At 60.7% G+C, this 23326-nt stretch carries 16 protein-coding genes and 3 pseudogenes; 6 read left to right on the plus strand and 13 right to left on the minus strand.

The window, feature by feature from the left end; genetic code table 11:
* Positions 1–206 precede the first annotated feature (206 nt).
* The 7 genes and pseudogenes from ABIE40_RS29035 to ABIE40_RS29065 form a co-directional block, all read right to left on the minus strand.
* The gene (locus ABIE40_RS29035; RefSeq protein WP_199628468.1) at positions 207–530 is read right to left on the minus strand and encodes a DUF736 domain-containing protein; all 324 of its coding nucleotides are present in this window, start codon (positions 528–530) and stop codon (positions 207–209) included.
* A 581-nt stretch (positions 531–1111) separates the two neighbouring features.
* Positions 1112–1518 (minus strand): annotated as a pseudogene (locus ABIE40_RS29040) (hypothetical protein).
* A complete protein-coding gene (locus ABIE40_RS29045; RefSeq protein WP_199628467.1) occupies positions 1508–1768 on the minus strand; it encodes a type II toxin-antitoxin system prevent-host-death family antitoxin in 261 nt (86 codons plus the stop codon). The pseudogene ABIE40_RS29040 and the gene ABIE40_RS29045 overlap by 11 nt, the downstream one beginning before the upstream one ends.
* An 81-nt stretch (positions 1769–1849) precedes the next feature.
* Positions 1850–2791, minus strand: coding sequence for a DUF2493 domain-containing protein (locus tag ABIE40_RS29050; protein ID WP_199628466.1), 942 nt, complete (start codon positions 2789–2791; stop codon positions 1850–1852).
* Positions 2792–3121: 330 nt separating this feature from the next.
* A complete protein-coding gene (locus tag ABIE40_RS29055; RefSeq protein ID WP_199628465.1) occupies positions 3122–4156 on the minus strand; it encodes a DUF7146 domain-containing protein in 1035 nt (344 codons plus the stop codon).
* A 682-nt stretch (positions 4157–4838) separates the two neighbouring features.
* Positions 4839–6029, minus strand: a complete 1191-nt coding sequence (locus tag ABIE40_RS29060) for a DUF932 domain-containing protein (RefSeq protein WP_199628464.1) — start codon at positions 6027–6029, stop codon at positions 4839–4841.
* A gap of 365 nt (positions 6030–6394) precedes the next feature.
* Positions 6395–6820, minus strand: a pseudogene (locus tag ABIE40_RS29065) (ParB/RepB/Spo0J family partition protein); the annotation flags it as partial.
* A 799-nt stretch (positions 6821–7619) separates the two neighbouring features.
* Here ABIE40_RS29065 and ABIE40_RS29070 point away from each other — a divergent pair.
* The gene (locus ABIE40_RS29070) at positions 7620–7916 is read left to right on the plus strand and encodes a hypothetical protein (protein WP_199628463.1); all 297 of its coding nucleotides are present in this window, start codon (positions 7620–7622) and stop codon (positions 7914–7916) included.
* Between the two features lie 473 nt (positions 7917–8389).
* Here the strand turns inward: ABIE40_RS29070 and ABIE40_RS29075 are convergent, their stop codons facing one another.
* Positions 8390–9292: a LysR family transcriptional regulator gene (locus ABIE40_RS29075; RefSeq protein ID WP_199628462.1), complete on the minus strand. Its 903-nt coding sequence runs from the start codon at positions 9290–9292 to the stop codon at positions 8390–8392.
* An 88-nt stretch (positions 9293–9380) separates the two neighbouring features.
* Between ABIE40_RS29075 and ABIE40_RS29080 the strand changes: the two genes are divergently transcribed.
* The 3 genes from ABIE40_RS29080 (at position 9381) to ABIE40_RS29090 (ending at position 11607) form a co-directional block, all read left to right on the plus strand.
* Positions 9381–10397, plus strand: coding sequence for an NADP-dependent oxidoreductase (locus tag ABIE40_RS29080; protein WP_199628461.1), 1017 nt, complete (start codon positions 9381–9383; stop codon positions 10395–10397).
* Between the two features lie 68 nt (positions 10398–10465).
* Positions 10466–10768, plus strand: coding sequence for a putative quinol monooxygenase (locus ABIE40_RS29085; protein ID WP_199628460.1), 303 nt, complete (start codon positions 10466–10468; stop codon positions 10766–10768).
* 572 nt (positions 10769–11340) lie between these two features.
* Positions 11341–11607, plus strand: a complete 267-nt coding sequence (locus ABIE40_RS29090) for a hypothetical protein (protein WP_199628459.1) — start codon at positions 11341–11343, stop codon at positions 11605–11607.
* Between the two features lie 493 nt (positions 11608–12100).
* On the opposite strand, the gene ABIE40_RS29095 is transcribed toward ABIE40_RS29090, so the two are convergent.
* Together ABIE40_RS29095 and ABIE40_RS29100 are read right to left on the minus strand one after the other, a co-directional pair.
* A complete protein-coding gene (locus ABIE40_RS29095) occupies positions 12101–12469 on the minus strand; it encodes a response regulator (protein ID WP_148194932.1) in 369 nt (122 codons plus the stop codon).
* Complete coding sequence (locus ABIE40_RS29100; protein WP_199628458.1) at positions 12462–15251, minus strand: PAS domain-containing protein; 2790 nt, start codon at positions 15249–15251, stop codon at positions 12462–12464. Before ABIE40_RS29100 ends, ABIE40_RS29095 begins: the two co-directional genes overlap by 8 nt.
* Before the next feature lie 1529 nt (positions 15252–16780).
* On the opposite strand from ABIE40_RS29100, the gene ABIE40_RS29105 reads away from it, so the two are divergent.
* Positions 16781–17041: a DUF2188 domain-containing protein gene (locus tag ABIE40_RS29105; protein ID WP_148194934.1), complete on the plus strand. Its 261-nt coding sequence runs from the start codon at positions 16781–16783 to the stop codon at positions 17039–17041.
* Positions 17038–17412: pseudogene (locus ABIE40_RS29110) on the plus strand (GFA family protein). The gene ABIE40_RS29105 and the pseudogene ABIE40_RS29110 overlap by 4 nt, the downstream one beginning before the upstream one ends.
* Positions 17413–18050: 638 nt before the next feature.
* On the opposite strand, the gene repC reads toward ABIE40_RS29110, so the two are convergent.
* From repC to repA, 3 genes are all read right to left on the minus strand, one after another.
* On the minus strand, positions 18051–19265 hold the full coding sequence (repC, locus tag ABIE40_RS29120; RefSeq protein WP_199628457.1) for a plasmid replication protein RepC: 1215 nt from the start codon (positions 19263–19265) through the stop codon (positions 18051–18053).
* Between the two features lie 154 nt (positions 19266–19419).
* Positions 19420–20421 carry a plasmid partitioning protein RepB gene (repB, locus tag ABIE40_RS29125; RefSeq protein WP_199628456.1) on the minus strand — a complete coding sequence of 334 codons (1002 nt, stop codon included), beginning with the start codon at positions 20419–20421 and terminating at the stop codon, positions 19420–19422.
* Positions 20422–20425: 4 nt separating this feature from the next.
* Complete coding sequence (repA, locus tag ABIE40_RS29130) at positions 20426–21619, minus strand: plasmid partitioning protein RepA (protein ID WP_112717235.1); 1194 nt, start codon at positions 21617–21619, stop codon at positions 20426–20428.
* Positions 21620–23326: the final 1707 nt, after the last annotated feature.

Genomic DNA, 23326 nt, shown 5'->3' on the forward strand with positions numbered 1-23326 from the left:
TTCGTGCCCAGCCAAAGCTCCAGGTTATCGCCTTCGGGTTCAAGAAATGCCTGGGGGAAGAAGGTCTGGAGCGGGCGGTCGTAGCCGATGATGGCATCCGGTCTGAGTGCTAGGATGCGGTGCGGGTGACCGTAATCGTGCAGCGGCTCATGGCGATCTCCTTGAAAAAAGGGATGCCGGCCCCCGTTTCGGGGCCGGCATCCGGCTCAGGCGGGGTTGTTCCAGAGGATGACCTTCTTGCCGGCTTCGCCTCCGGGCGCCGGGGCGACGTTGCCGAAGATCACGCCGATCTCGGGCGCTTCGATCTTTGTCGAGATGTATTCCTCGCCGGTCTGGCGGGAGATGCGGTTCCAGCCGGCGCCGATCTCAAAGCCGGTCTTGCGATGGATAATGCGGTAATCGGGGGCTTCTTCGCTCACCTTGCTGGCGTTCGGGACGAGGGCGATCGGGGCATTGACCCGGATGGTGGCGAAGACGCCTTCGAAAGTGCCGTCGGTCTTTTCGGTGAGGGTTGCGATCGTGGTAGCCATGGAATTGTCTCCTTCGTTGCATCGGGACCATTCCCGATGGCGCCCGAAGAAGGGGCTGCGCCGCAAGCGTCACCGAAGCTTTAGCGAAGGGAAACCCCCTTGCGGGGTTGACGCTGAACGCGGCCGGTCCCTTAGAAAGGCGACACAAAGAACGGGAATGGTCCTTGATTGCGACGTCGGCAGGAGACCTCGCCGTGGCTGCCCTTTGCGGACCCGCCGAGTGCCGCGCTTGTCGGTTGCTTCGATCGGTGTTCAGGTCAACGGATGCTGCCCACCACTCATCTGACGCGACGCCAGAGATCAGCACCGTCCTGATCTTATCGTCATTGGAAGAGATGGCTTCAGTCGGTGTGGCGCGCGGATTGCTGCTCGCTCTCGCGCGACTGCAGCTCCGGTGCAGTGAGATCACAACACCGGTTTGATTGCCCGGCGTCGCTCCCGCGCCGGTGATGATCAGGAAAAGCAGACCAGCCGAAAACACCCGGCAGTCGGAGACTTATCTCGTGAGGACGGCCTCCGACTTGATAGCCCGACGATGCAGTCGCGGGAGATGTGTTGGATGATGACCGTATCGGCGCCGCTTAATTGAGGCTATTCACCCGGCCAGAGCGTCCGCGCGTCCCGGCAACAGTCTTGCGATCTTCACCATGAGGAATTTGGGGAAGGCCGAGTGCGTCCTGACCGGGCTCGAAGTACCGGGAGCGTTTGACGATATCATAAATGTATTCATCGGCCATGATCCAGCACTGCTTTAGATCGCTCAAGTCAGCGCGCTTGCGCTCGATCTCCGGGATCTCCAGAGCGGCCCGACCCGTCTGCGGTGGCTGCGTGGTGATAGCGAAAAGCGGGTAATCCAATCGGAGGCGCTTCGGATGACGATGACGACACAGACCGGGCCCAGCTTGCGCCCCTCGGCCTCGCTGCGCTGCTGCCGGGCGCAGAGGTACGGACAAGATGTGACCTCGCCGGGGCGGAATTCATGGCTCATCATTGTAGCCTTCGCCACGCCCCAGCCGATCGAGCGCCTCGTCGAAAAGGGCGGCATGCTCGTCGGGCATTTCCGAGATAGAATAGGCGCGGCGTGGATTGCCGCCTGCGCGCATGTGCTCATAGTGCTCATAGCTCATCAGCACGAAACACGGCTTCTTGTGCCGCGTCAGCATGACCGGCTCGCGGCTCGCGGCATCGGTGATGTCGCCAATTTGTTTACTCAGATCACCCGTGGTGAACTGCTTCATAGCTTTGGTCTCCTGTATGGTTCTCCATATATCGAATTTTTACATGCTTTCCGTCTTTTCCGTCGTTCGAGGAATCGGCGCTCACGCGCCGCCTCCTGTCGCCTGCCAGACCGGAATACCAAGGCGACGCGCCTTGTCGGCGAGGTTGCCGGTGATGCCGTTTCCGGGAAAGACGATCAATCCGGCCGGCATGACGGACAACATCTCGTCGTTGCGCCGGAATGGCGCGGCCTTCGCATGCTTGGTCCAGTTGGGCTTGAAGGTGATCTGCGTGACCTTGCGGGCCTCTGCCCAGCAGGCGGCGATGCGTTCGGCGCCCTTCGGCGAGCCGCCATGCAGCAGTACCATGTCGGGATGCTTGGCATGCGCCTGATCGAGCTTGGCCCAGATCCGCTCATGATCGTTATAGTCCATGCCGCCGGCAAACGCGATCTTGGTGCCCGCCGGTATCAGCACCTCGGTTTCGGCGCGGCGGCGGGCGGAGAGGAAGTCGCGGCTGTCGATCATCGCCGCCGTCACGGTGGCGTGGTTGACCTTGGAGCCGGTGCGCGGCCGCCAGGACGAACCGGTCTGCGCCTCGAAGAGGTCGGCCGCGTAGTCGCGCATGAATTCAAAGGCATTGCGGCGCTCGAGGAGCGTAATGCCTTCGGCGACGAGGCGTTCGAGTTCGACACTCTTCACCTCCGAACCGTCCTGCTCGCGCTGGCCGGTGCGCTGCGCTTCCTCGTTGCGGTGGAGCTCGCGCTGGATGCGCTCGCCAGCGCGATGGAAGAGATTGGGGATCGACCAGAACAGATCTTCGAGATCAGGCTCCAGCCGGGTGTCGCCGAGCATGTCGGCGAAGGCATCGAAGATCGCAGTGATTGATGACTGGACCTGCGGTTCCTCCGGCAACGGCCGGGGATCCGGCTCGTCCTGGAAGGGGCGATAGCCCAGGACCTGCATCTCGTAGATGAAGCGATCGGTCGGGGAGGAAGAATGGTTGGGCTCGAAGCTGTCGTCGGCGTCAAGGATCGGGTCCATGATGATCTCCGTTATTTTGGGCCGCGCCTCTCGCGGCCTGACGGCGAACCCGGTCATGCGGATCGAGACCGGAACCGCAAGCGGAGCGCGGGCGGCCCAGCGAAGCGCCGGGCGGCGGAGGGAGGGTTTCTTGACGCGAGAGGAATGACAGGCCGCGCCCGCGGACTGTCAGGGGAAGAAACCTGACCGACCCGCTGAAGGTCGAGCTCCGCGTGATACCGGTCGCCTCTCGGCAGGCCCGCAGGCGCGCCAAGGGAAACCGGAAATCGGGCGATCCTTCCGCCCACGCCGCCTGCGACCCAACCTGCGGCTCCGTCCCACCACCCGGCGTCAGGCCATGAAGGTCATCGCGTCTTCCGGCGTGAGTTGCGACCTCAGGCTTGCGGCCAACCGATCGGGTCCCAGCCAGCGCAGATCTTCGTTCAAATCACTGAGCTCGGGCGACACCACCAGCGGCAGGATCCCGCAGATCTGCGCACGCCGGCTCAATCGCTCGATTGCGTGGCGGCCGGCGGCATCCGCGTCGGCGGCAATATAGATGCGCCGGCATCCGGGCGGGAAGCGGAAGGCAGCAAGGTGACTGGCCGAGAGAGCCGCAACCATAGGCATGCGGGGCATCACCTGTGAGAGGGACAGCACGGTTTCGAGACCTTCGCCCGCGGCCACGACCGGGATCGATGCGTTGAGCGGCAAGCAGAAGCGCACGCCATTGCCGAGCAACGCACCAAGCGCTCGGCGAGGATTATCGACCCTCGCCTTGCCCCCGCCGGCCGGCTCGAGAAAGCAGCGGTGTATCCCGGTGATCTCGCCCCCAGGGCCTGTCACCGCGGCAATCAGCGCTGGATAGCTGCTCGTCTGGCCGGTGACGAGATCGCGGTAGTAGCAGGCCGCATGGAAGCGCAATGCCGCATGGTCAGAACCGCGCAGGATCCCGCGCCCCCGGAGATAGGCGTCGGCAAGTGTGCCGGCAAGAGGCTGCGTCGCCCGAAACAGACGCCTGGCACGCTCGGAAGCCGGCAGTACGACCGCCGCGGAATCATGGCTGCCGCTTCGAGAGGGCGATCGCGGCTGCGGATCCGGGAGGCTGAGGAACCGGCGGGCCTCAAAGGCAACGTCCCGGAAATCGACGAGACCGCAGGTCTCGCGTATGAGATCGAGCAGATCGCCAAACTGGCCGGTCGCTGCATCTGTCCATCGGCCGGCGCGCGGACCGGCGAGATGCACGTAGAGCGAAGCGCCCCTGGTGTTGTCGACATCGCCGACGAGCCAGTAGTGACCGGCCCGGCGGCCGGCGGAGAGATAGTGGCGGCAGACGGCCTCCGCGTCTTGTGCGAGACGCTCCGCCAGTTCGGCTGGGGAGAGCATGGCGGACCTCCGTCATGACCAGCACGCGACATCGACCGGCCTGACCCGGAAGGTCCGGGTCACGGCCAACATGGCGGTCACGTTCGCGCCAAGACTGTCTCCAGCAACAACGCGACTCCGCTGCAGAAACGACCTGGTTTCTTCAGCCGCGAGAGGCGCGTGAAGGCCGGACCTGACAACCCGCGGAACGGGGGAAAGGGGGGTGTGGGTGCGAGAGGATTGTCATCGAAGTTTCTCCTGAAGCGAGAAAGAGCGACCTGGCTCAGCGCCCGGCCGGATGGGCTGGAAAAGCGTCACCAGGCAGCCAAGGAGCGCCGATGATCACCGGCGCTTAGCGTGTCTGGCTGCCCATAAAGCCGATGGGATCATCGGCGTTGGGCGGTGGAGGTCAGAGGGGTGGGCATCGAGAAGATGGCCAAAGACGCAAAGACGTGTCTGCCGTAACTGCGGCCGACGCCGCAAAGCACCTAAGGCGTGTCGACCCATCGAGGCGTTCCAGAAGATCGAAATTCCCATCGGCTGCGAAGCGCACAGCGGGGTGCCGAAGATTGCACCGGCATGATCGGGGATAGCCCATCACGCACAGGGTGGCCCAGACAAAGAGGCCCGGCGCCTGACCGGGCTCTAAGATGACGAGGGGTTGGCAGGCGCACCGGATCTGTGGGCCAGGCGCGCCAACCTGTCAGGCAGCGCTTTCGAGCAGCTTCCTGGCCTTGCCTTCGAGTTCGAGACGCGTGTCCTGATTGGTCCTGGTGCGAGCAAGCGCGGTGATGCCCTGGACGAAATCGAAGATCGATTCCGGCGGCCTGCCCTCCTCAGACAGCACCATTTCGATCACCTTACCGGTCTCGGCTTTGGAAAATCCGCGGCGGCGCAGAAAGGTCTCCCGATCCTCGTCCTTGCGCGCGACGATCCGCTCGCGGGCTGACTTGATGCCGGCGATGAAAGGCGCCGGCGAGGAGTTCGCGAAGCTCGTCAACGCAGGTGCCGCCTCATGGGCAAAGCGCTGGGCGGCAAACTTCGAATGGCGAATGGTGATCTCTTCAAAATTCTCAGTTCCCCAGAGGTTGCGGTTGGCGCAGACAGCGCGGAGATAGAATGAAGCAATGCCGAGCGTCTTCGATCCAACCTCGGAGTTCCAGGCGTAGAAGCCGCGGAAGTAGAGATCCGGCTCGCCGTTCGCCAACCGCCCGGCTTCGATCGGATGGGTGTCGTCCACCAAAAACAGGAAGACGTCACGGTCGCTGGCATAGAGCGTCGTCGTATCCCTGGTGATATCGACGAAGGGATTGTGGGTCATCGTCGCCCAATCCAGGACGCCCGGCACTTTCCATATCGTGTCGCCGGTCCCATTGCCGGCGATCTCCATTACCGCCGACACCAGCTCATGGTCCCAGATGCGGCCATAGTCGGGTCCGGTCACCGCTCGCAGTTCCAGCCGGCCATCGTCCATCTCCAGCGTCTTGACGAGCTCGGCGCGGTGATTGAGCAGGCCATGCTGCAAATTGATCGCCGCAAGCGGCGCCGGAAGCTGGCGCATATAGGTAGCGGGCGCGCCAACCAGGCTGCAGAGCTGGCCGAAGCTCCAGTGGGTCGGCGCGATCGGCTGGCGCTGGCCGGGAACAAGAAGCGCAAGCCGCTCAGCATTGTCGCGGGTTGCTTCGACCCGGATCGCAGCGCTTTCGATCGTCCGGGCATGGGCGTGCTCAGCGCGGGATCGAACGGTGTCATAGAGATCGCTCAGCGACAGGAAGCGTTCGTCGTCGGGCCGTGAGAACCATTCCGACGAAACGCGGCCGATCCGCATGCCGCGGGAGATATCGACCTTGAAGGCGGAAGAGGCGGTTTGGATGTTGGAAGGCAGGATGTGCATCGATTTGTCTCCATAAACGTAAAACCCGGCGCGATGGCCGGGCGAGGTTGAGGGGTGTTTTCGAAAAAAGCTTAGCCATGTGCCGGCCGGCGATGCGGCAAGCCGGATCGCCAAAAGCCGCGGCGAATTTTGCGCTGGCGATCATGCTGGAAAACCATCGCTCAGAAGACCCGACCGCACCGCGATCGGGTCAGGCTTTTGTGATGCTGGTGAACCGACTGGGCGGCCGTGAGATTCGCTTTCAAACTCACGTCCCGTATCGCTGGGGTCATCGCCTGACGCTTTCGGCTCGTCTTGGAGGTCGGCTTGCCGGTCGGGAAATTTCGAGACTGTCCAGACTCGTTCCCGCCAATGCAGTCATGGTCGGCAAACTCCTGCTCGCCGAGGCCCTGCTCGAGGCCTGCAAGGCCGGCAAATTGATCGAGCGGATGCAAGGCGATGCGCTGGAGGCCTTCAGCAAGCGGGTCCTCGACCTCCTGGGTGTCGCCTCTGCTGACGATGCAAGGAATGCTGGCGGTTCTGGTCAGTCGCTTCTGTGCCACAAGCGTTCGAAAGCGCGATAGCGCGCCGCCCGGCGGGAATGCGGTAGATGCCGGTCTGGTTGCCATCGCCGTCGAGTGCGGGCCGGACGTTGAGGCTGGTGAGCAATCCGCGATCGCGATGTCTTGCGCCAAGTCTTCGATCGACAGGGCCGCTCTGATCTTGCGGACGGTCTGCTGGCTGGGCACCAGCTTGTTGAAGGGAATATTTCGGGCTGCACTGAGGGTGAACTTCTCGATCGCGTTAGCCATGCCGTTTCTCCGTAGCGAGCCGGCCAGAAACTCTCTCCAGCCTCCCAACCCGCTACAAAACCCCTTCCCTCCTCTCCCTCTGTCACGCGCGGCTGCGAGCACCTTTTTCAGCGCACAACCTGGCCGACCCAGTTGTTGAGCGCCACCGTTCTCTTCGCGCTCCATTCGGCGTGGCTCGCCCATTGTTGATAAGGCCGAGCCCGGGCTTCTCTGCCTGTTGCGGAACGCCGCAGAGGGCAGACGTCGAGCTGGAGTTCAGGGCGTTCGCAAAGGACCGTTTCCTTCGGTAAAGAAGGCGCAGCCCCAAAGATGAACTTTGCGGGAAGACGTTTTCGATCTGCCGCAAGAAAGACCTCGACCAGGACCCTGACTGGATGCTGTCGGACGCGATCGGATGATGGTTGCGGGAAACGCATCGTGGGCAACCTGTCCCTGCACGCGACATGCCTCTGTCGCAACGTCCGTGAAGATGGGTCAGCGACCGGCGCTGGGGGCGCGGTTTTCTAGCCTTCGGCAAGGTCTCGATCGCGGAGTTTCGTCATGGGCTCAGAGGCTTTCAAGCTTTTACGCCGATGCGCTCGACGTCCGTTTCACCAGTTCGGATGTGCGATCCCTCATTATCAAAACTCGTAGCCTGAAAGACCAGCTTAGGATGACGCTCGCCATCCCTGACACATCGCGCCGCCCCTTACCGCTATTGACCCAGCGGGAAGAGGTCGTGATGATGGCGGCCGAAGCACATCACGGCATGTCGAGGGTTGATGATGAAAGACGAGTGTCTGATGGAGGACCATCCGCGGTGACGCTGACAACGCAGATGATTTCGGATTTCGTGCGCGCCGCAAACACCGTCCAGACCCTGACCCTTGCCGAGCGCAAGCGGCTTCTTGAACGCGGCATGACGACGTCAGGGGCGCTGCGCGGCTTATTGCTGAAGACCGGCAAGCCTGCTCCGTCGGACGAGCCGACCGGGCGGGTCATCGAAGACATCGCCCAGCATATCGAGGAGATGTCGGACGAGACTGTGGCGAAGGCGCTTCTCGCCCTGGCAAGCCAGATCCGGACGTTGCGAATCCTGAACCAGGAGCGCGCCTGAGAGCAAGACGGCCTGCTCAAGTTTTATGGTCAAGCTTCCCTTGAACCAGCACCTGCTTCGAACGCGCCACAGATGGTCGTGGCAGGTGAGCGGCGGTACAGTCGCGTTCAATGAGGGTGCGCCATTCCCCGGTCCCGGCATTACCACTCGGATCACCAAGATGCGCCCTTGTGTCCGAAAGCGGAGCGGTGTCTTACCTCGGCTCGGGCGGGGAAATGACCGGGTTTCGGATAGCGGCCGGCTCGCTCGGCGAGCCCGCGACAAACATGAAGCGTATCGGAGCTTTCAGCATCGCGCCGTGCCTCCGGCGCGGGAAAGCGGGAATTCGCGACGCAGGTCGGGCGCGTCGGGGCAGCCGTAGGAGCTTCAGCATAGCGGTCCGCAGGAGAAGCGGGACCGACTGCCCGCGTCCGGCATGCTCCTTGAAGGCCTTGTGCCGGCTTACACCAGATGCAGGCCGGGACTTTTTGGCGTCACGACAGCTCTACGAGAGTATCGAGGAAGGCGCGCACGGCGGGATTGGACCGGCGGCTTTCTGGCCACAGCGCTGTGATATTGTGCCGTTCCACCGCGTGGTCAGCCAGGACAGGGACAAGCGCCCCGCGGCTGACCCAGGCGCCGGCCATGAAGCTGGTTGCCATTCCGATGCCGGCACCGGCCGCGATCGCCGCAAGCACAGCTTCGCTCGCATTGACGATAATGCCGGAGGGCGGCAGGATCTCCACTTCCCTGCCCCCGACGTGAAATGGCCAACGGAACAACTGGCCGCTGTTCTGGTAGCGAAGGTTGACAGTTTCATGTTCTTCCAACTGGTCGGGACGGGTTGGTGGACTGCGCCCCGCCAGGTATTGTGGCGAGGCATAGCAGCACAGCCTGTATGGCAGGAGCCGGCGTGAAAGCAGGCTGGAATCTGGAAGGTCGCCGATGCGGACCGCCAGGTCGAAGCCGCCTTCGACGAGATCGACCATATGATCGCTCAAACGCAAATCGATGGTCACCTTTGGATGGAGCCTGCGAAATTCAGGCAGCGCCGGTGCGATGATGTGCAGGCCAATCGGCAACGAGGCCGCGATCCGCAAAGTGCCGGCAGGCTCGGTGCGTGCTGCTCTTGCCGCCTGCTCGATCTCGTCTGCGTCGTGCAAGAGCTTGAGCGCGCGCTCATGCAGGTCGCGCCCCTCGGCCGTCAGGGTGAGAGAACGGGTTGTGCGCGTAAACAGCGAAACGCCGAACTGCTTCTCCAGCCGCTGGATGCTCTTGCTGACCGCCGAGGGTGAGACCGACAGGGAGCGGGCGGCGGCGGTGTAGCTTCCAAGCGATCCGGCGCGCGCGAAAGCGATCAATCCCGTCAGCCTGTCAATTCCTATTTGTTCCCTCATGGCATGATTAAAGCGAATGATGCCACCATTATCAACCCGCTAAGATGCTCGTATCTTCTTTGCGGAGACAACCACCAGTGAGGCGATGATGACTAAAATGATGAAAGCCGTGCGCATCCACGAGTTCGGGGGACCGGATGTCCTCCTCTATGAGGATGCACCCCGACCGGCGATTTCGGCGGACGACGTGCTCGTTCGCGTCCATTCCGCAAGCATCAACCCGCCGGATCTCTACCTGCGCGACGGCTATCGCGCCCTGCCGCCGCAATGGCGTCCCAGCCCGGCTTTTCCGCTGATCCTGGGCACGGACGTTTCCGGCGTGGTTGCGGCTGTCGGCGAAAACGTGTCGCAGTTCCACTTGGGCGACGCTGTCTACGCGATGGTCCGGTTCCCGCACGACTTGATGACCGGAAGCAGCGCCTACGCAGACTATGTTCGCGTTCCGGCATCGGACCTGGCGCTGAAACCATCCGGGATCGACCATATCCAGGCGGCGGCTGCGCCGATGTCGCTGCTGACAGCCTGGCAGTTTCTGGTCGAGCTTGGTCATGATGCGCCGAACCCTTTTCAGTCCTTCCCCCATGCCCCGGTGCCGCTCGCCGGCAAGACAGTGCTGGTGAACGGCGCCGGAGGCGGCGTCGGTCATCTCGCGGTGCAGGTCGCAAAATGGCAAGGAGCAAAGGTGATTGCCGTTGCTTCCGGCAAACATGAGGCGTTGCTGACCGACCTCGGCGCGGATGGTTTCATCGACTACACGAAGGTGGCCGCCGAAAGGGCAGTGGCGAATGCGGATCTGGTGCTCGATGCCGTCGGTGGCGCGAAGATGGAACGCTTCCTTTCCACCATCAAGCCGGGTGGCGCCCTCTTCCTCGTCAACCCGCTTGGCTTTTCCGGCCATGAGGAAGCTGCCCGGCGCAAGATCACCGTCTCGACGACGCAGGTGCGCTCGAACGGCAAGCAACTGGCCGACGCTGGCCGTCTGCTTGATAAAGGCTCCGTTCGGGTGGTGATCGACAGCACCTATGCCCTGGCCGAGGCATCGGCAGCCCACCGCCGTGCTTCTGCAGGAAGCATCCAGGGCAAGATCGTGCTGGTTGCCACGTGATCATCGCTTGACCAAACACCTGGCCGCCGCGGGCGGCCGGTCGGGTCTTCTTGATGGAGAAAGTTCTCATGCTGATCATTACGGGTTACGCGCATGTCGATCCAGCCGACCTGGCGCAATTCATGGCGGAACTGAATGTACTGGCATCCACCACTCGCGGGCGTCCTGGATGCATCAGCTATGATGCTGCCGTGGTCGGTTCGCGCACTGGGCGACTGCTAATATCGGAACGGTGGGTCGACCAGAATGCGTTGACCGCTCATCTGCTGGCAGCTGATACCATTGCGTTTATCGGCCGGTGGAGCGGCAGGATGCGGGGCGAACTGCAAAAATATGATGGGTGTAACGCACGCGACGTCATGGATTGCTGATGCCGTTCCGGTCCAAAGTCCTGTCTGCTTCACCGAGAGGCAGACGCACGCCACGCCGCCGTCCGCTTTACATCGATAGAACGGCAAGCCTCGCCGCAATTTTCCGATTGTCTCCGACAAGCATCATCTGCCGAGACATCTGCATTGCCTCAAGGCCGGCGACTGAAGTTGCGCTCAGTTTCGATGGGTATCGAATGTTACGCTTCATGGATCGAGGACAACACGGGCTTCTTCAAAATCTGGGATATTGCGGGTTACAACCGCGAGCGCCTCACAACTGGCATCGTGATTCAATTCACGGCTCGTCAAGCGGGTGGTGCCTATAGCTGCCTCCATGCAGAAACATACCCACATGAACATACCACATAAGCGTCCGGGCGTTTCTGACGCCATGGAAGTTAGATGTAATGCTCTGCGGCAGGGCTGAGATGTCGCAGCCGCGAACCGATTTATATGGGATACGCCGGCGCCTGTCGCTGCGCGTCGATGAGCTCTACGAACGCAGGCAACACCGTCTTGTCGTGATAGGAGGTCTCCCTATCTTCCTGGAGACTCATCATCGGGAGGAGGTCATGGTGAATATCATAGACTGGCTTGACGACCGCGTTCAGGAGATTGTCGATCTGTCCGGCCACCACGCAGAAAAATCCGACTTTCGGGACCAGGCGAAAGCTCTGGTCGAAGCGGGCGTGGCCGAAGGTTTCAGCATAGCCGAGATAAAGGACGCCTGTGCGGGCGATGTCGAGCGCTATCTGCTTGATCATCAAAACGCCATGTCAGACGTATTGGCGCAGCAACGGGACGACGGCAGTGCGGGGCGAGGTTATGGCCCGCACTGAACCCGATCGTCCGCGGCAACGGGCTGCGGCTTGCGCGTGATCCTGACGTCGCATTTGTCAATCCGGCGCTGCTGTGACCGCTGACGATAGGGGAACCTGGCGTCAAGTGGCCATACGTCTGATTGTAAGATCCGTATGATGGCGGCCATTGAGCGCGCAGAACCTCGGTGTCGACGCCGTAAAACGCCACTACCAGGCCAGCTCCGTCAATCTTGTCAGGAAACAGACGGACCGGGACTGTGGAATCCAAATGGTCATCACGGACGCGAAATGGTTTTGATGGCGAAAGGTCGATTTCGCCGAATCGACACCGAATAAATCCGGAGTTCGTGCGAGGTTTCATCATCGCCCACGACTTTCAGGGCACAGGCACCGGACCGCCTCAGGCACTCCTAACGACGGTTCCAGGCATGAACATAGCGATGATCTTGCAGGAGCGGTGGCTTGAATATAAAGGTGGAAGGCAAGTTTAGACCCTGCTTCTTTGCGATCATCAGGCTCCTGCCCGCCCCAGGGCACGGATCGCTTCTGCCATGTTTACCGGCTTCATGATACACGGCACGGCGGCATACTCTTGCGGGAGCGCGGACGTCTCGTATCCGGTGACAAAGACGAACGGAATTCCGCTCCGCGCGAGCAGATCCGCGACGGGGTACACCAGCTCGCCACCAAGATTGACGTCCAGGATTGCTCCATCGATAGCGCCACTCTCCTGGATCAGAGCGGTTGCTTGATCGACGGTCGCAACAGGCCCAACGACGACTGCACCCGCGGCCGAAAGCTCGCTGCTCATTTCGGTGGCAAGCATGTACTCGTCCTCAACGACGAGAATCCGGCTGGTTGGCACGCCAAGATCAATCATGCGGATCCTCCAAGCGGTTGGACACCGGAATTGATATGGTGCAGCGGATACCACCGGCGCCGAGGCTGTAGGCCGTCCGCGCACCAAGTTGATAGGGCAGCGCCTTTTCGATCAATTCACGGCCTTGACCTGTCCCCCGCGGCACGCTGCCTGCCGCAGACATGTCTACACCGCTCTCCGCCCAGTTGATGTGGAGCCACCGCCTTCCATCATCTTCGTCGGGATCGAGCGACCACGTGACTGACAATCTCCCGCTGGGCCGCCCGAGAGCACCATACTTGACCGCATTGGTGGCCAGCTCGTGGATGGCCATGGCGAGCGTCTGAACCGTCGAGGATCGAAGCCTTACTCCAGCTGGCCCTTCTACGGTTGTGCGCTCGGAACTTGCACCGACTGCCGAAAGTTCCATATGGATCAGATCATCGAACGTGACGCGATCGACGTCGTCCTTCAGCCGGGATAGAAGACCTTGCACGCGCGCCAAGGCGTCAAGACGGTCGCGATAGCGGACACGGAAGTCAGCCAGATCGATGCTGGATCGGGCTGTATTATCCGCCACCGAGCGGACGACGGCGATGAGATTTCGCGTCCGGTGCTGCAGTTCGGCGACAAGCACCTTCTGGCGTTCCTCCCAGGCGCGTCGCTCAGTGGTCTCGACCATTGCGCCGACCATGCGCAGCGGCCGGCGGGCGTCGTCGTAGAAGAACTTTCCGCGTCCGGACAGCCAGTGGACGGAGCCGTCAGGATGAACGGTTCGAAACTCGTGAGCGAATTCCTCCCGGCCCTCCATCGACCTTCGGACGGCCTCCTCCGCCGCAGACGTGTCATCCGGATGTATGCGCGACACCCATGCATCGTAGCTGGGCGTGATTTCGCCTACCTCGTATCCTTCCATGCGGAAGTGCTCGTCCGACCAGTGAATGGCACCGGTTCGGACGTCCCAGTCCCAGAGGCCGAGCTTTCCGACCTCGACAGCGCTGCTGAGCCTCTCCTCGCTTTGGACGAGCCGCTCTTCGGCAAGCTTGGATTGGGTGACGTCACGCCGGATACCGCCAATCCTCTGCACTCGCCCGTCCGAACTTCGGATCGGAAAGCTGGCGTCGCGCAGCCAGCGTATTTCGCCGTCCGGTCTTCGGATTCTGAAGTCGACGCTTCGTTCATCGCCTGCGCGAACCCGATCGAGATGATCGATGACGCGTTCGCGGTCGCTCTCAACAATCATCTCACGCCAGGTGTCGATGTTGTCGGCTGTGAGCGCCTTTTCGACGGCAATGCCGTACACCGTCTCGAAAGCCGGGCTTAGATACTCCCATTGCAGGGTCTCGGCGTCGCGTATCCATATGACGTCCGACGACGCTTCACCGAACTGACGCAGACGAGCCTCGCTTTCCCGACGTCCGCCTTCCGCCCTCGCCCGATCTATGGCGACGCGGAGGCGTTCGCCGACCTCGCGGATGATGAATTGATCAAGACTACTCCAAGTTCTCGGCGATGCGCTCTGCACACCGAGAACGTTCACGATCGAACCATCGTCGAAAATGACGAGATCGGCGAACGCCGCGACCTGTCTGTTCAGGAGGCTTTCCTTGCCCGCAGCGTTGATACCGGCTTCCGCGGCGACGTCATTGGACGTCACAAGGTTACCCGCCTTGTATCGGCCAAGGAATTCCGCGCCCAAAGAAGTCAGGTGGTGACGGCCGAGGAGCGATCGCACACCGGCAGTATATTCGGCCGAGACGTTCATTTCGCTATCGTTGATGGCACCGTAGATAACGCGATGCGCGTTCAAGACAGGGCCTAGGCGCTGCGCGGCTTCAAGCGCGATTTCCTCGACCGTTGAAAGCGACCGGAGCGAATCCGACAGCTCCAGGAGGAACGCCTGTTGATCTTCATTGCGCTTTCGCTCTGTCTGATCCTGACCGATCTTGTAGTAGCCCTTAAGCGTATCACTCGCGTCGCGAAGAGCGATGGTCTGGCCATCCAGAAAGACTTTCGAGCCGTCCTTGCGAACATGCCAGCGGATGTCGGCGGAGTGCCCGCATTCGCGTGCATTGGCGAGTTCGCGTTCGGGAACCCCGTTGGCCCGGTCGTCCTCCGTGAAGATCATGTCGGCACCCTGCCCCACGGCTTCCGCGGCTGTCCAACCAAGAATTTGCTCGGATCCACCCAGCCAGTCGGTAATCTTGTCATCGGCGTCGCTAACAATCAGGACGTATGCACGTGCGTTGTCCACAACCAGGCGAAGACGCTTGTCGGTGGCCCTGAGCTCTGCCACGGTCTTGAGACGATCGATCACCGGTCCGAGCACCATCGCATATGTCTTCAGGAACTCGATGTCGGCTCTATCGAAGCTGCGGGGATGGCGGGCGTCCACCTGCAGGATGCCGAAAGGCTTGCGGCCGGGGAGGAGAATCGGAACGTTGACCAGCGCCACGACCCCGTGATCACGCAGAAATCTCGGGAATACGAAGCGACCTTCGTCAGAGATGTCGTTGGTGATCACCGGTTCAGATTTCTCGATGGCGTAGGCCTCCGAGGACCGATCGTTAAGGTTTACCCGTGCCCCAATGACGCCGTCGTGCCACCCGACGCCGGCACGCACGATCGCGGTGTTGCTTCCTCGCTCGATCTCCATAATTTTTGCGAGATCTGCTCCAAGCGTCGCGGCGACGAGCCTGCATCCTTCGGTCAAAATCTCGTCGAGATCGTCGTGATCGAGCACAAAGTCTCCGAAGTCGGCAAGCGCCCGCTGGCGGTCATTGCGGTCCGAGTGATCGCCCATCGCGCTCTCCTCCTTGCTTACCGAACCTCCGTCCTGCCCCGAGGTCAAAGGCCGGCGGGCTGCTGACGGCCCGACTACGTCGTGGCAGAGGCCATGCGGAGGACTGAATTCCAACGCATGCATTTGTTCAGCTTGAACAGGTAGAGCACGGCTGCCTTGCGGCAATTGCAATAGGCCGCCTCAAAAAGTGCTAAAAGCGGGCCATGGCATCCGGGAACAATGTGGCACCACCTTGGACGTCAGATCGGTCGTAAGAGGCCCGCCTCCAGGCGCGCTTCTACTTAAGACGCAGGCAATGTCTTCCCTATCGTCCGCGACGAATTCGGGAATAACCCGGATACACTCGCCGACGAATTGAAGGTGATGCTAGGACACACCCGCGGACAGATGATCTGAGATATCATATTACTTTTCAAACGCAGTGCACGGTGCGTGTTCTGTGGATATTTACGGTTCGTGCACCGGCTGTTCGCACGTATTTTGAAAAAGTCTTGTTTAGCACCAGCTTGTTGCTGATGTTCTTATATCGTTCCACAGAAATCGATGGCATCGCGCTTGCGACGCGTTCGCTATCGTTTCTCGCCGCGCCGATGATAAACTCTTGTCGTGCTGCTCGATCAGCATGACATCTGCCCGCTTTTCTCTTTTCTCATGACCTCCCGGCAGCAGCACTGTTCCGGCTTGGCTAACTTGCACGCGGGTAATGGCGGCCCAGGCATCATTTACGAAGACGTCATCGTTTTCTCCCTGCGGTCCGGCGATGACCTCACCTAAGTTTGCGACGTGGCGATTGCAGCCCCGTTACGCGTGGGGGTGCTCGTTTAACCTGACCCTCGCCGGGCAGTCCTCACGTATAAAAAAGCCACCGTGGCGGGCGATGCGACGGTGGCCTTTTTGGCTAATTGCAGTCAGCCTTGAACGTGCGTGCTGGGTTAAAGCGATGACGTTCACGGCACAAACGAGTGTGGGCCTTGTCGGGTTCCATCAAGACGAAAAATTAGCGCCAGTGTTTTCACCCGCGCTAAATTGGATCATCCATTGGCAGTGCCACCCGACATAGGATGCGGGACATGAATGGCGGCCAGCCATACTCGCGACGAGAGAACCTGCGAAGGGCCTTCCTCGTCGAGGGACTGCCCGAGGAGGCGCTGTCTTGACGTCCGTCCACTGTCGTGCTCGACCAGACCCCGAGCCACTTTAGACGCCGCTGAGGAGGACCTTGGAGGATAAAACGGACGAGGGCTCGCATTAGGCTCATCGCCGATATGGGGCTAAAGCGGAACTGGAGGTTATCGGCCGCGTTTCTCGCATATGGAGCACAGAGTGAATCAGATGCGCCCCTATCCCGCAAGGTGCAGAAGAACGACTTGGTGGACGCCTTCGACGCTGCCTTGGGAAGAATTACAGCGTCGAAGACCTGGCAACTGCCACCGCAGCCTTGATAGCGCCGATCAAGGACGCCCATCTGACTACGCTCTTTATGCTGAGCGAACCGAGCGCTTTCTTTGATAGTCTCAAAAGGATGACACATGACCAAGATCACCTATCATGTCGCAGAGCACGACGGAGGTTTCGCGTATCGACTAGGCGAGGTGTGGTCCGAGTCCTTTGCCGACCATGATGAGGCGCTTGCCGCGGCAAGATCTGCTGCAGAGCGACAGCACCTGGAAGGCCGCGACGCCGAGATTTCATATCAGCTTGCGGACGGACGCTGGCAGACCGAGCATGCATCTGGCGGAGACCGTCCGGAGACCGACGTCGTCGATGATGCAGCGGAGAAGTCGGCATGAGAACGCTGGTTGGTTCCTGCTCTTGTGGCGATGTGAAGGTTGCGGTGCGCGGCGAACCCCTGCGCACCGGCGTCTGTCATTGCACTGACTGTCGTCAAGAAAGCGGATCGGCGTTCATGTTCTTCGGCGTGTGAACCGCGAGCAGGTTCGAATTGAAAGGCGAAACACGTGAGTTTCGCGGTCGATCATTTTGCCCAAAATGCGGGTCGCGGCTGTTCTCGGCCAACGAACAGGAGGCCGAGATCAAGCTCGGCATTTTGTCCGACGCGCCGACGCCGCTAAGGCCTGCGTACGAACTTTGGGTAAAACGCCGGGAACCCTGGCTAGCTCCGATCGCGGGGGCAGAGCAATATGACGAAGATCGACCATAACCGGTAGTGTGCGTAGGACAAGGATCGATCATCGTGGCTTCCAGTTGCCGGACAAGATCACTTGTTTTCGGAAGCGAGTTCGCCCGGCTTGAAGCTTCCCGGCTCGTTCGAACGGATTGCGTCCGAGGAAGTCTCGCTTCGGTCCGGCGGTACGACCCCGGCGTCTTGGTCAACGAGCGAATCGATCAGTCCGATTGCGTACTGAGTTTCCCTACTTGCCGAGTTGGATCCACTTTTTGCGGGAATTGCCGAGCTTTACGGCGTCTTTTAAAAACCTTCTTTCTTCGCGTTGTAGTGGACTTCGTGATCCTGTCCGGCGGCTACCTGGGCGCGGCCTCTCGATGTCTTTTCCATGGTCGTCCTCATTACCGCCCAGAAACGACGTCGATTAAAGTTCCCGTTTGTGTCCAGCAAACGTGCCCTATCGCCGGGGTGGAAGCAGCGCGTTGGTTTTCAGGTTGAGGAACCCTCCAGAAATATCTGTATCGTAGGGATAGCCCTCTGAAAACAAAACATATCTTGGCGTGCGGAGAAGTGAAATGGCACTTAGTTTCCGTCATCCCTTCCTCAAGGTATAGGACTGCTTTTTAGTTTGCGTGGGCTTTCACCATCGGGCCCCACGGTCTGCATTGCGACTTTCAACTGTTCTGACGGCTACCTCGCAACAGTGCCTGGAGCATGGGGCCCGGCTGGAAGGAGCGATGCCGCGCTCGAAGGGTGAGGCTGCGCAGGTATCCACCCGGCGAGTTTATCCGCTCTGCGCCTTCAAGAATGCACGCCGTAACGATTGCCGCCCCTTCGGCACCCATAGCGAGGACCGCATCATGATAGGCCGAACGACTGATGCCAAGCATGGTGCGCACGACCTCTGTTGCAGCAGCGAGATCCTGCCAGTTTCGGACGGCTCCGTTCGGGCCATAGGAGTTCACTTGCGGGCATGCCTTCAAGACAGCGCCGAGATTGATGGCTGACGCCGCATCTCCGCCCCCCGTCTGAGTGACGAAGGTCTCCGGACCTGACTGCTGGATTTCTCCGTGGTGATTTGCGGCTTCAATTTCAAAAAGGGATTCTGGATCTGAATCCTGTATGTGGCGCTCACTCTGCGATTCATTGGCGCCTGTATTTTGTGCTTTTACATGATTTTCCAATTGGTTGACGACACCGGAGCGAATATCTTCGAGCTGACGCAATGCAGCCTCGACCTCCAGGAGAGTGGCCTGGCGAGGCAATTCATCGACAACGCGGCGGAACGCCCCAAAAAGCGATGTCCAGTCACCGGGGACTTCCTCAAGCGTAGCTGCAGCAATCAGTTTGCCGATATCACGGCGGCAGATCGAAAGACGTTCCTTGGCAAGGCGCAGGTGTTCCCGCTCGAGGCGCAGACGTTCGGCGACAGCTTCGATCTCATCGGCGCGGGCAAGCAGCGGGGCCAGGTTGAACCCGAAGGCCTCATCGATTTCCCCACCCTTTCCCCGCCGCGCATAGCGCTTTCCATTGGGGCTGTCCTTGCGGGCAATCAGTCCGGCGTCAACGAGCATGGCCAGATGCCGGCGTAGGGTCGCTGGCGTCATGCCCCGGGCCCGGATAGAGAGCTGTACATTTGAGGGAAACACAACGAGGGAGGCACTGCCGGACAGCTCATCATCAGGCAGAAACGTCAGCAAGGCATCAAGAACCGTCAGCGCCCGGTCGCTCACGCAGAGATCACGGCGCGCCTCGCAGACCGATCTGAAGAGCTTCCACTTGTTGCGCCGGTGGTCCTTTTGCAAGGTACCGGCCTTGTGCTGTGCCAACATCATGGCAAGCGTCATCTGTCGCCGCCCAACAGGCGTCGTCACATATGTCGTATCCATTTTTCTTTCACCTACGTTGAGGCAAAAGAAATCCGCTCACCAAAATGGCGCCAAGACTCTTGACTGTGATTCGGGGAAATGCGATTCTTGATTTGCTTAGGATCGAGAAGGGCTTCCACGACGGCGACGTTTGGGGGCCTTTTTCTTTTGCGCGTTACGCTCCTTGTTGCTGTTGGTATTCGGCGAAGAGCTGCGAAAGCCTCTCCTGCACAAATCGGTCGAATCCAGGTGCGGCCTTGTTGTTGAAGACAAAGGTGGCACTCTTTGCTGACGTCTTCAGGGTGACGGGCAGGCCTGGAATTTCTGCCTTGGAAGCGGCCGAAACAGTACGCTGCTCCTTGTTTTGTGCAATTTCGAGAGCTCTCTGGAACCGTTCCGGACTGCTCAAGGCACGCCAGTTGTCCGCGGACAACTCCGTCGCAATGGTCTCGCAAATGCTTGGGATCAGTCTTTCTGCCAGCTCTGCCCAGCGTCGCCGGCCGACATCTGGAGCAGCGCCGATTGCCGTAAGGACGGCCATCGGAACCTGCGAAATGACCGACATCATCTTGGACAGCGCAGCCTTGTCGACGCCGAGAGACGCCATGATCACGTCGCGACCGAAGCCGCGTTCCTCCAGGCGTGCAGCAAACAATGCCCGCTCGATGAATGACAGGTTGGTGCGGGCGCTGTTTTCCTGGCCTTGGCTGACCACCAGCTGTTCGTCGGTCAGTTCGCGAATAACGGCACGGACCTTGATACCGAGCATCCGCGTTGCCGCCAAACGACGATGACCATAGGCGACCTGGTATCTCGATTTGGCCTCGGGATGCGGCCTGAGCAGAACCGGAACCTGCTGCCCGTGTTCGCGAATCTGCTCGACGAGTTGTGCAAGTTCAACGGGATCGATTTCAAGGCGGTCGGCAACGAATGAGGCGTCAACGAGAGCCGGATCGATCTCGACGATTGTCTGTCCCTGTGCCAGCTGCCTTTCAAGGTCGGTGGCGCGCTCCATCTTCTCGGTTATGTTTCCGAGGGTCTTGGTAATGCCCCCGACAGGTGAGCCTGAGCGGACCGTCGGAGCAAGGCCGGCCAATGGCCGGCTGTCACGATGAGGTGCCGGTTCGGGGCGTTCCCCGTTCGGGCTCGAAATCTCAAGCAGGTTCTTTCTCGACATTCACTTACCTCCTTCCCCAGGTCGACCGGATGTGGGCCTCGATTTCGCTGTTGACGAGATTGAGGGAATCCAGTGCACGATCGTAGGTCCCGCGGGTAAATTGCGCGCGGTCCACCTCATAGAGTGTCTGCTTCGTTACGCCGGCATCGGAGACAGCCGTCGATTTGAGCATCGCATTGTGAAGCATGCGATTGCCGAAGATCGCGCGCATGAAACCGGTCATCTGGCTCTGCGGTCCATCATTGGGCTCGAAGCGGGTCACGAGATACCGCATCCAGTCGTAGCTTGTGCGGCCACCTGCCCTTTCGACCACGGACATCAGCTCGCTGGTCATCGTCAGGAACTGCGACATCGACATGACGTCGAGCATCTGGGGGTGAACGGTGATCAATACCGATGTCGCCGCGCAAAGGGCAGACATCGTCAAAAATCCGAGTTGCGGCGGGCAATCGATAATCACCAGATCATAGTGGCTTTCAATGTCCGTCAGTGCTTCGCCGATACGGGCAAAGAACATCGTCTCGGCGTTGCCCGATGCCATGGCGCGCGGCGTCTCGTGCTCGAATTCCATCAGTTCGAGATTGCCCGGAATTAGATGCAGGTTCGGCGTATAGGTCGCGCGCACGATTTCGGCGATTGGCCGTGGATCCTCGTAGCGGATAGCGCCGTGGAGGGTTTCCCCCTCGCCGACGTCCAACTCGGGCTGATGACCAAACAGCGCCGACATCGACGCTTGCGGGTCGAGGTCGATCGCCAGAACACGGTAACCTCGTAGTGCCAGATATTGCGCCAGATGCGCGGCGGTGGTTGTCTTGCCCGATCCGCCCTTGAAGTTCATGACCGAGACCACCTGAAGTTTCTCGGAGGCCTTGCGGGCGGGGATATATTTGGTGTTGCCGTTGCGCTGGTCGAGCGCATGGCGAATACGATCCATGTCCTCGGCGCTGTAGAGGCGGCGGCCATTGGCCAGGGGATCGGGGCCGTGGCCCTCGGCTGCAATCTGGCGCAGGTAGCCCTCGCCGATGCCGATGAAGCTTGCCGCTTCGGCCGGCGAGAAGGTCCGCAGGGTCTTGCGTGCCAGCGGCGAAAAGATCTTCGCCTGGTGCTGCTGAAGCTGGTATGAGAGTTCCTGCGCATCTGTTGCCAGAAGCGAGGGGAGGTGCTCTTGATCATCCTGGAGGGCGAGACTCGGCTGCATAGTGTTTTTCCAATCAACTGCGCAAATGTTCGAATAGGGTGGAAAACTGCGCAGTTAGAGTATGCTCCGATTCGTTACCAATTTACAAACGCTTAACCATGACCTGTGGAGAGCCGATTTGATGGGCCTTTCGGGCCAAGAAACGGTGTTCGCCACGCCCTGATTTGCGAGTTGTCCGCGGACAACTCGGCGGGTTGTCCGCGGCCCCCGTGAAGCGGAAACTCTGCGACAGGTCCGTTCCAGCCGGCGCCAGCGGCGATGCACCCCGTTCATCAATGTTGCGGTGGGCCGCGAGACTCCTGTCCAGTTCGCCCTGCGGAAAGGGCCGGTCCCACACGGGCGGCGAACGCTGGTGCCAGGCATGGCGAGCATGCCAGTCAGGATCAACGATTTTGCCGCTGAGCTTGTAGTCAGTTCTGCCCGGCGGTCGGCAGGAACTTTTCAACTGCATTGGGTTGGTCCTGTCGTGGCCGATGTGTGGCGCTGAGTGCTGTGCGTCGCGACGTCGGCGCGGCGGTGCGGCTCTCACCCGCGGCCTTGTCCCACGAAATTGATAGGCGGCGACAGCACATCGCATCATTCGAACCTGGAGCCTTACAGCTTCAAACGGGCACCGCTCTCGCCGCTCCGTCAATGTTCCGGATTGTGGTGCGCAGTCCAATTTGAGATCCGTCCCAGAAGGGCTTCCAGTGAGACAGTATGACAATGGTTGGTGGCGGCGCCTTGCGTGGGGTAGCCACCTAAAGATGGTGAAGATAAGCCGCGCCAACGATCTCCATCACGCGCTGGATGCAGCAGCGGTCCGTGTCAATCGCCAGCAAGGGATTGGGAGCGACGCATCCCAGCGTCAGGCGATTGCGAACGCGCGACCTTAATGAGACGTCGGTTCGCGTTGGGAGTTTTGTATCGAGGCGGATAGGTGATTGCGCGGCCTGTTTTCTACCAGCCGGCCAACCCGCCCCTGTGGCAAACCTCGGCTAGCGCTCGGAGCTTACTGTAAGAAGGTCACGCTCGAAACGGTCCCAGAACCTTGCGAAGCCGACTTGTCGGGAAGATGGCTCGCCCGTTCCCACCCTTCCGAGCGCTAGTGGACTGTCAGCGCCGATGTCCACCCGCCAAGATGTAAAAGCAGCACAACAGTTGTCCGCGGACAACTCCAGTGCCCCAGTGATTGCGCTCATCTTGCCGATGCGACACCCACAATAGGCCGTGCACACCGGCGCCACTCAGGATACGATCTCTTCCGCGCCGGCGCTTGTCAGGGTCCAGTTGCGATCGCCATGCGCGCCGAAGCTTCTTCCTGTCTCAGTCGCGTCGCCAGAGGCCGTTGACGATCGCGACGCAGCTTTTGCGACTTTCCTGCGTCGCGCCGGAAAACAGAGGGCGCGTGAGACCGGCGAGGGGGCTCCCCTGGCATCGACGCGAGGATCGGTTCGCATCAGACCCGTCCGATGCTCGCAGCTGGATTGGCAGATCCAGAGCCTTCCGGCGGATGCCAATGCCCGTTCGGGGTTGACAAGCTGCGCTGGATGAACATTCAGGGGAGGGGATTTCCTGCGCGGGGGCGTCCGGCCTTGGAATAAGCCGCGATAAGAGATCCTGCGGCGCACCTCCATTGTTTGGCATCCGTGATGCGATCACGGCGTGCAGCGCGGGGGCTGAGGCAGGGTCCCGCGCGCAACGTCCCGCCGCGGCCCCTAAAGGGGT

The organism is Rhizobium sp. OAE497 (assembly GCF_040546565.1).
GTDB lineage: Bacteria > Pseudomonadota > Alphaproteobacteria > Rhizobiales > Rhizobiaceae > Rhizobium.

Excerpts from the sequence above, each read along its gene's own strand:
- ABIE40_RS29035 (WP_199628468.1), bottom strand. The coding sequence starts at position 530 with ATGGCTACCACGATCGCAACCCTCACCGAAAAGACCGACGGCACTTTC.
- ABIE40_RS29045 (WP_199628467.1), bottom strand. The coding sequence starts at position 1,768 with ATGAAGCAGTTCACCACGGGTGATCTGAGTAAACAAATTGGCGACATC.
- ABIE40_RS29050 (WP_199628466.1), bottom strand. The coding sequence starts at position 2,791 with ATGGACCCGATCCTTGACGCCGACGACAGCTTCGAGCCCAACCATTCT.
- ABIE40_RS29055 (WP_199628465.1), bottom strand. The coding sequence starts at position 4,156 with ATGCTCTCCCCAGCCGAACTGGCGGAGCGTCTCGCACAAGACGCGGAG.
- ABIE40_RS29060 (WP_199628464.1), bottom strand. The coding sequence starts at position 6,029 with ATGCACATCCTGCCTTCCAACATCCAAACCGCCTCTTCCGCCTTCAAG.
- ABIE40_RS29075 (WP_199628462.1), bottom strand. The coding sequence starts at position 9,292 with ATGAGGGAACAAATAGGAATTGACAGGCTGACGGGATTGATCGCTTTC.
- ABIE40_RS29080 (WP_199628461.1), top strand. The coding sequence starts at position 9,381 with ATGACTAAAATGATGAAAGCCGTGCGCATCCACGAGTTCGGGGGACCG.
- ABIE40_RS29085 (WP_199628460.1), top strand. The coding sequence starts at position 10,466 with ATGCTGATCATTACGGGTTACGCGCATGTCGATCCAGCCGACCTGGCG.
- ABIE40_RS29090 (WP_199628459.1), top strand. The coding sequence starts at position 11,341 with ATGGTGAATATCATAGACTGGCTTGACGACCGCGTTCAGGAGATTGTC.
- ABIE40_RS29095 (WP_148194932.1), bottom strand. The coding sequence starts at position 12,469 with ATGATTGATCTTGGCGTGCCAACCAGCCGGATTCTCGTCGTTGAGGAC.
- ABIE40_RS29100 (WP_199628458.1), bottom strand. The coding sequence starts at position 15,251 with ATGGGCGATCACTCGGACCGCAATGACCGCCAGCGGGCGCTTGCCGAC.
- ABIE40_RS29105 (WP_148194934.1), top strand. The coding sequence starts at position 16,781 with ATGACCAAGATCACCTATCATGTCGCAGAGCACGACGGAGGTTTCGCG.
- repC (WP_199628457.1), bottom strand. The coding sequence starts at position 19,265 with ATGGATACGACATATGTGACGACGCCTGTTGGGCGGCGACAGATGACG.
- repB (WP_199628456.1), bottom strand. The coding sequence starts at position 20,421 with ATGTCGAGAAAGAACCTGCTTGAGATTTCGAGCCCGAACGGGGAACGC.
- repA (WP_112717235.1), bottom strand. The coding sequence starts at position 21,619 with ATGCAGCCGAGTCTCGCCCTCCAGGATGATCAAGAGCACCTCCCCTCG.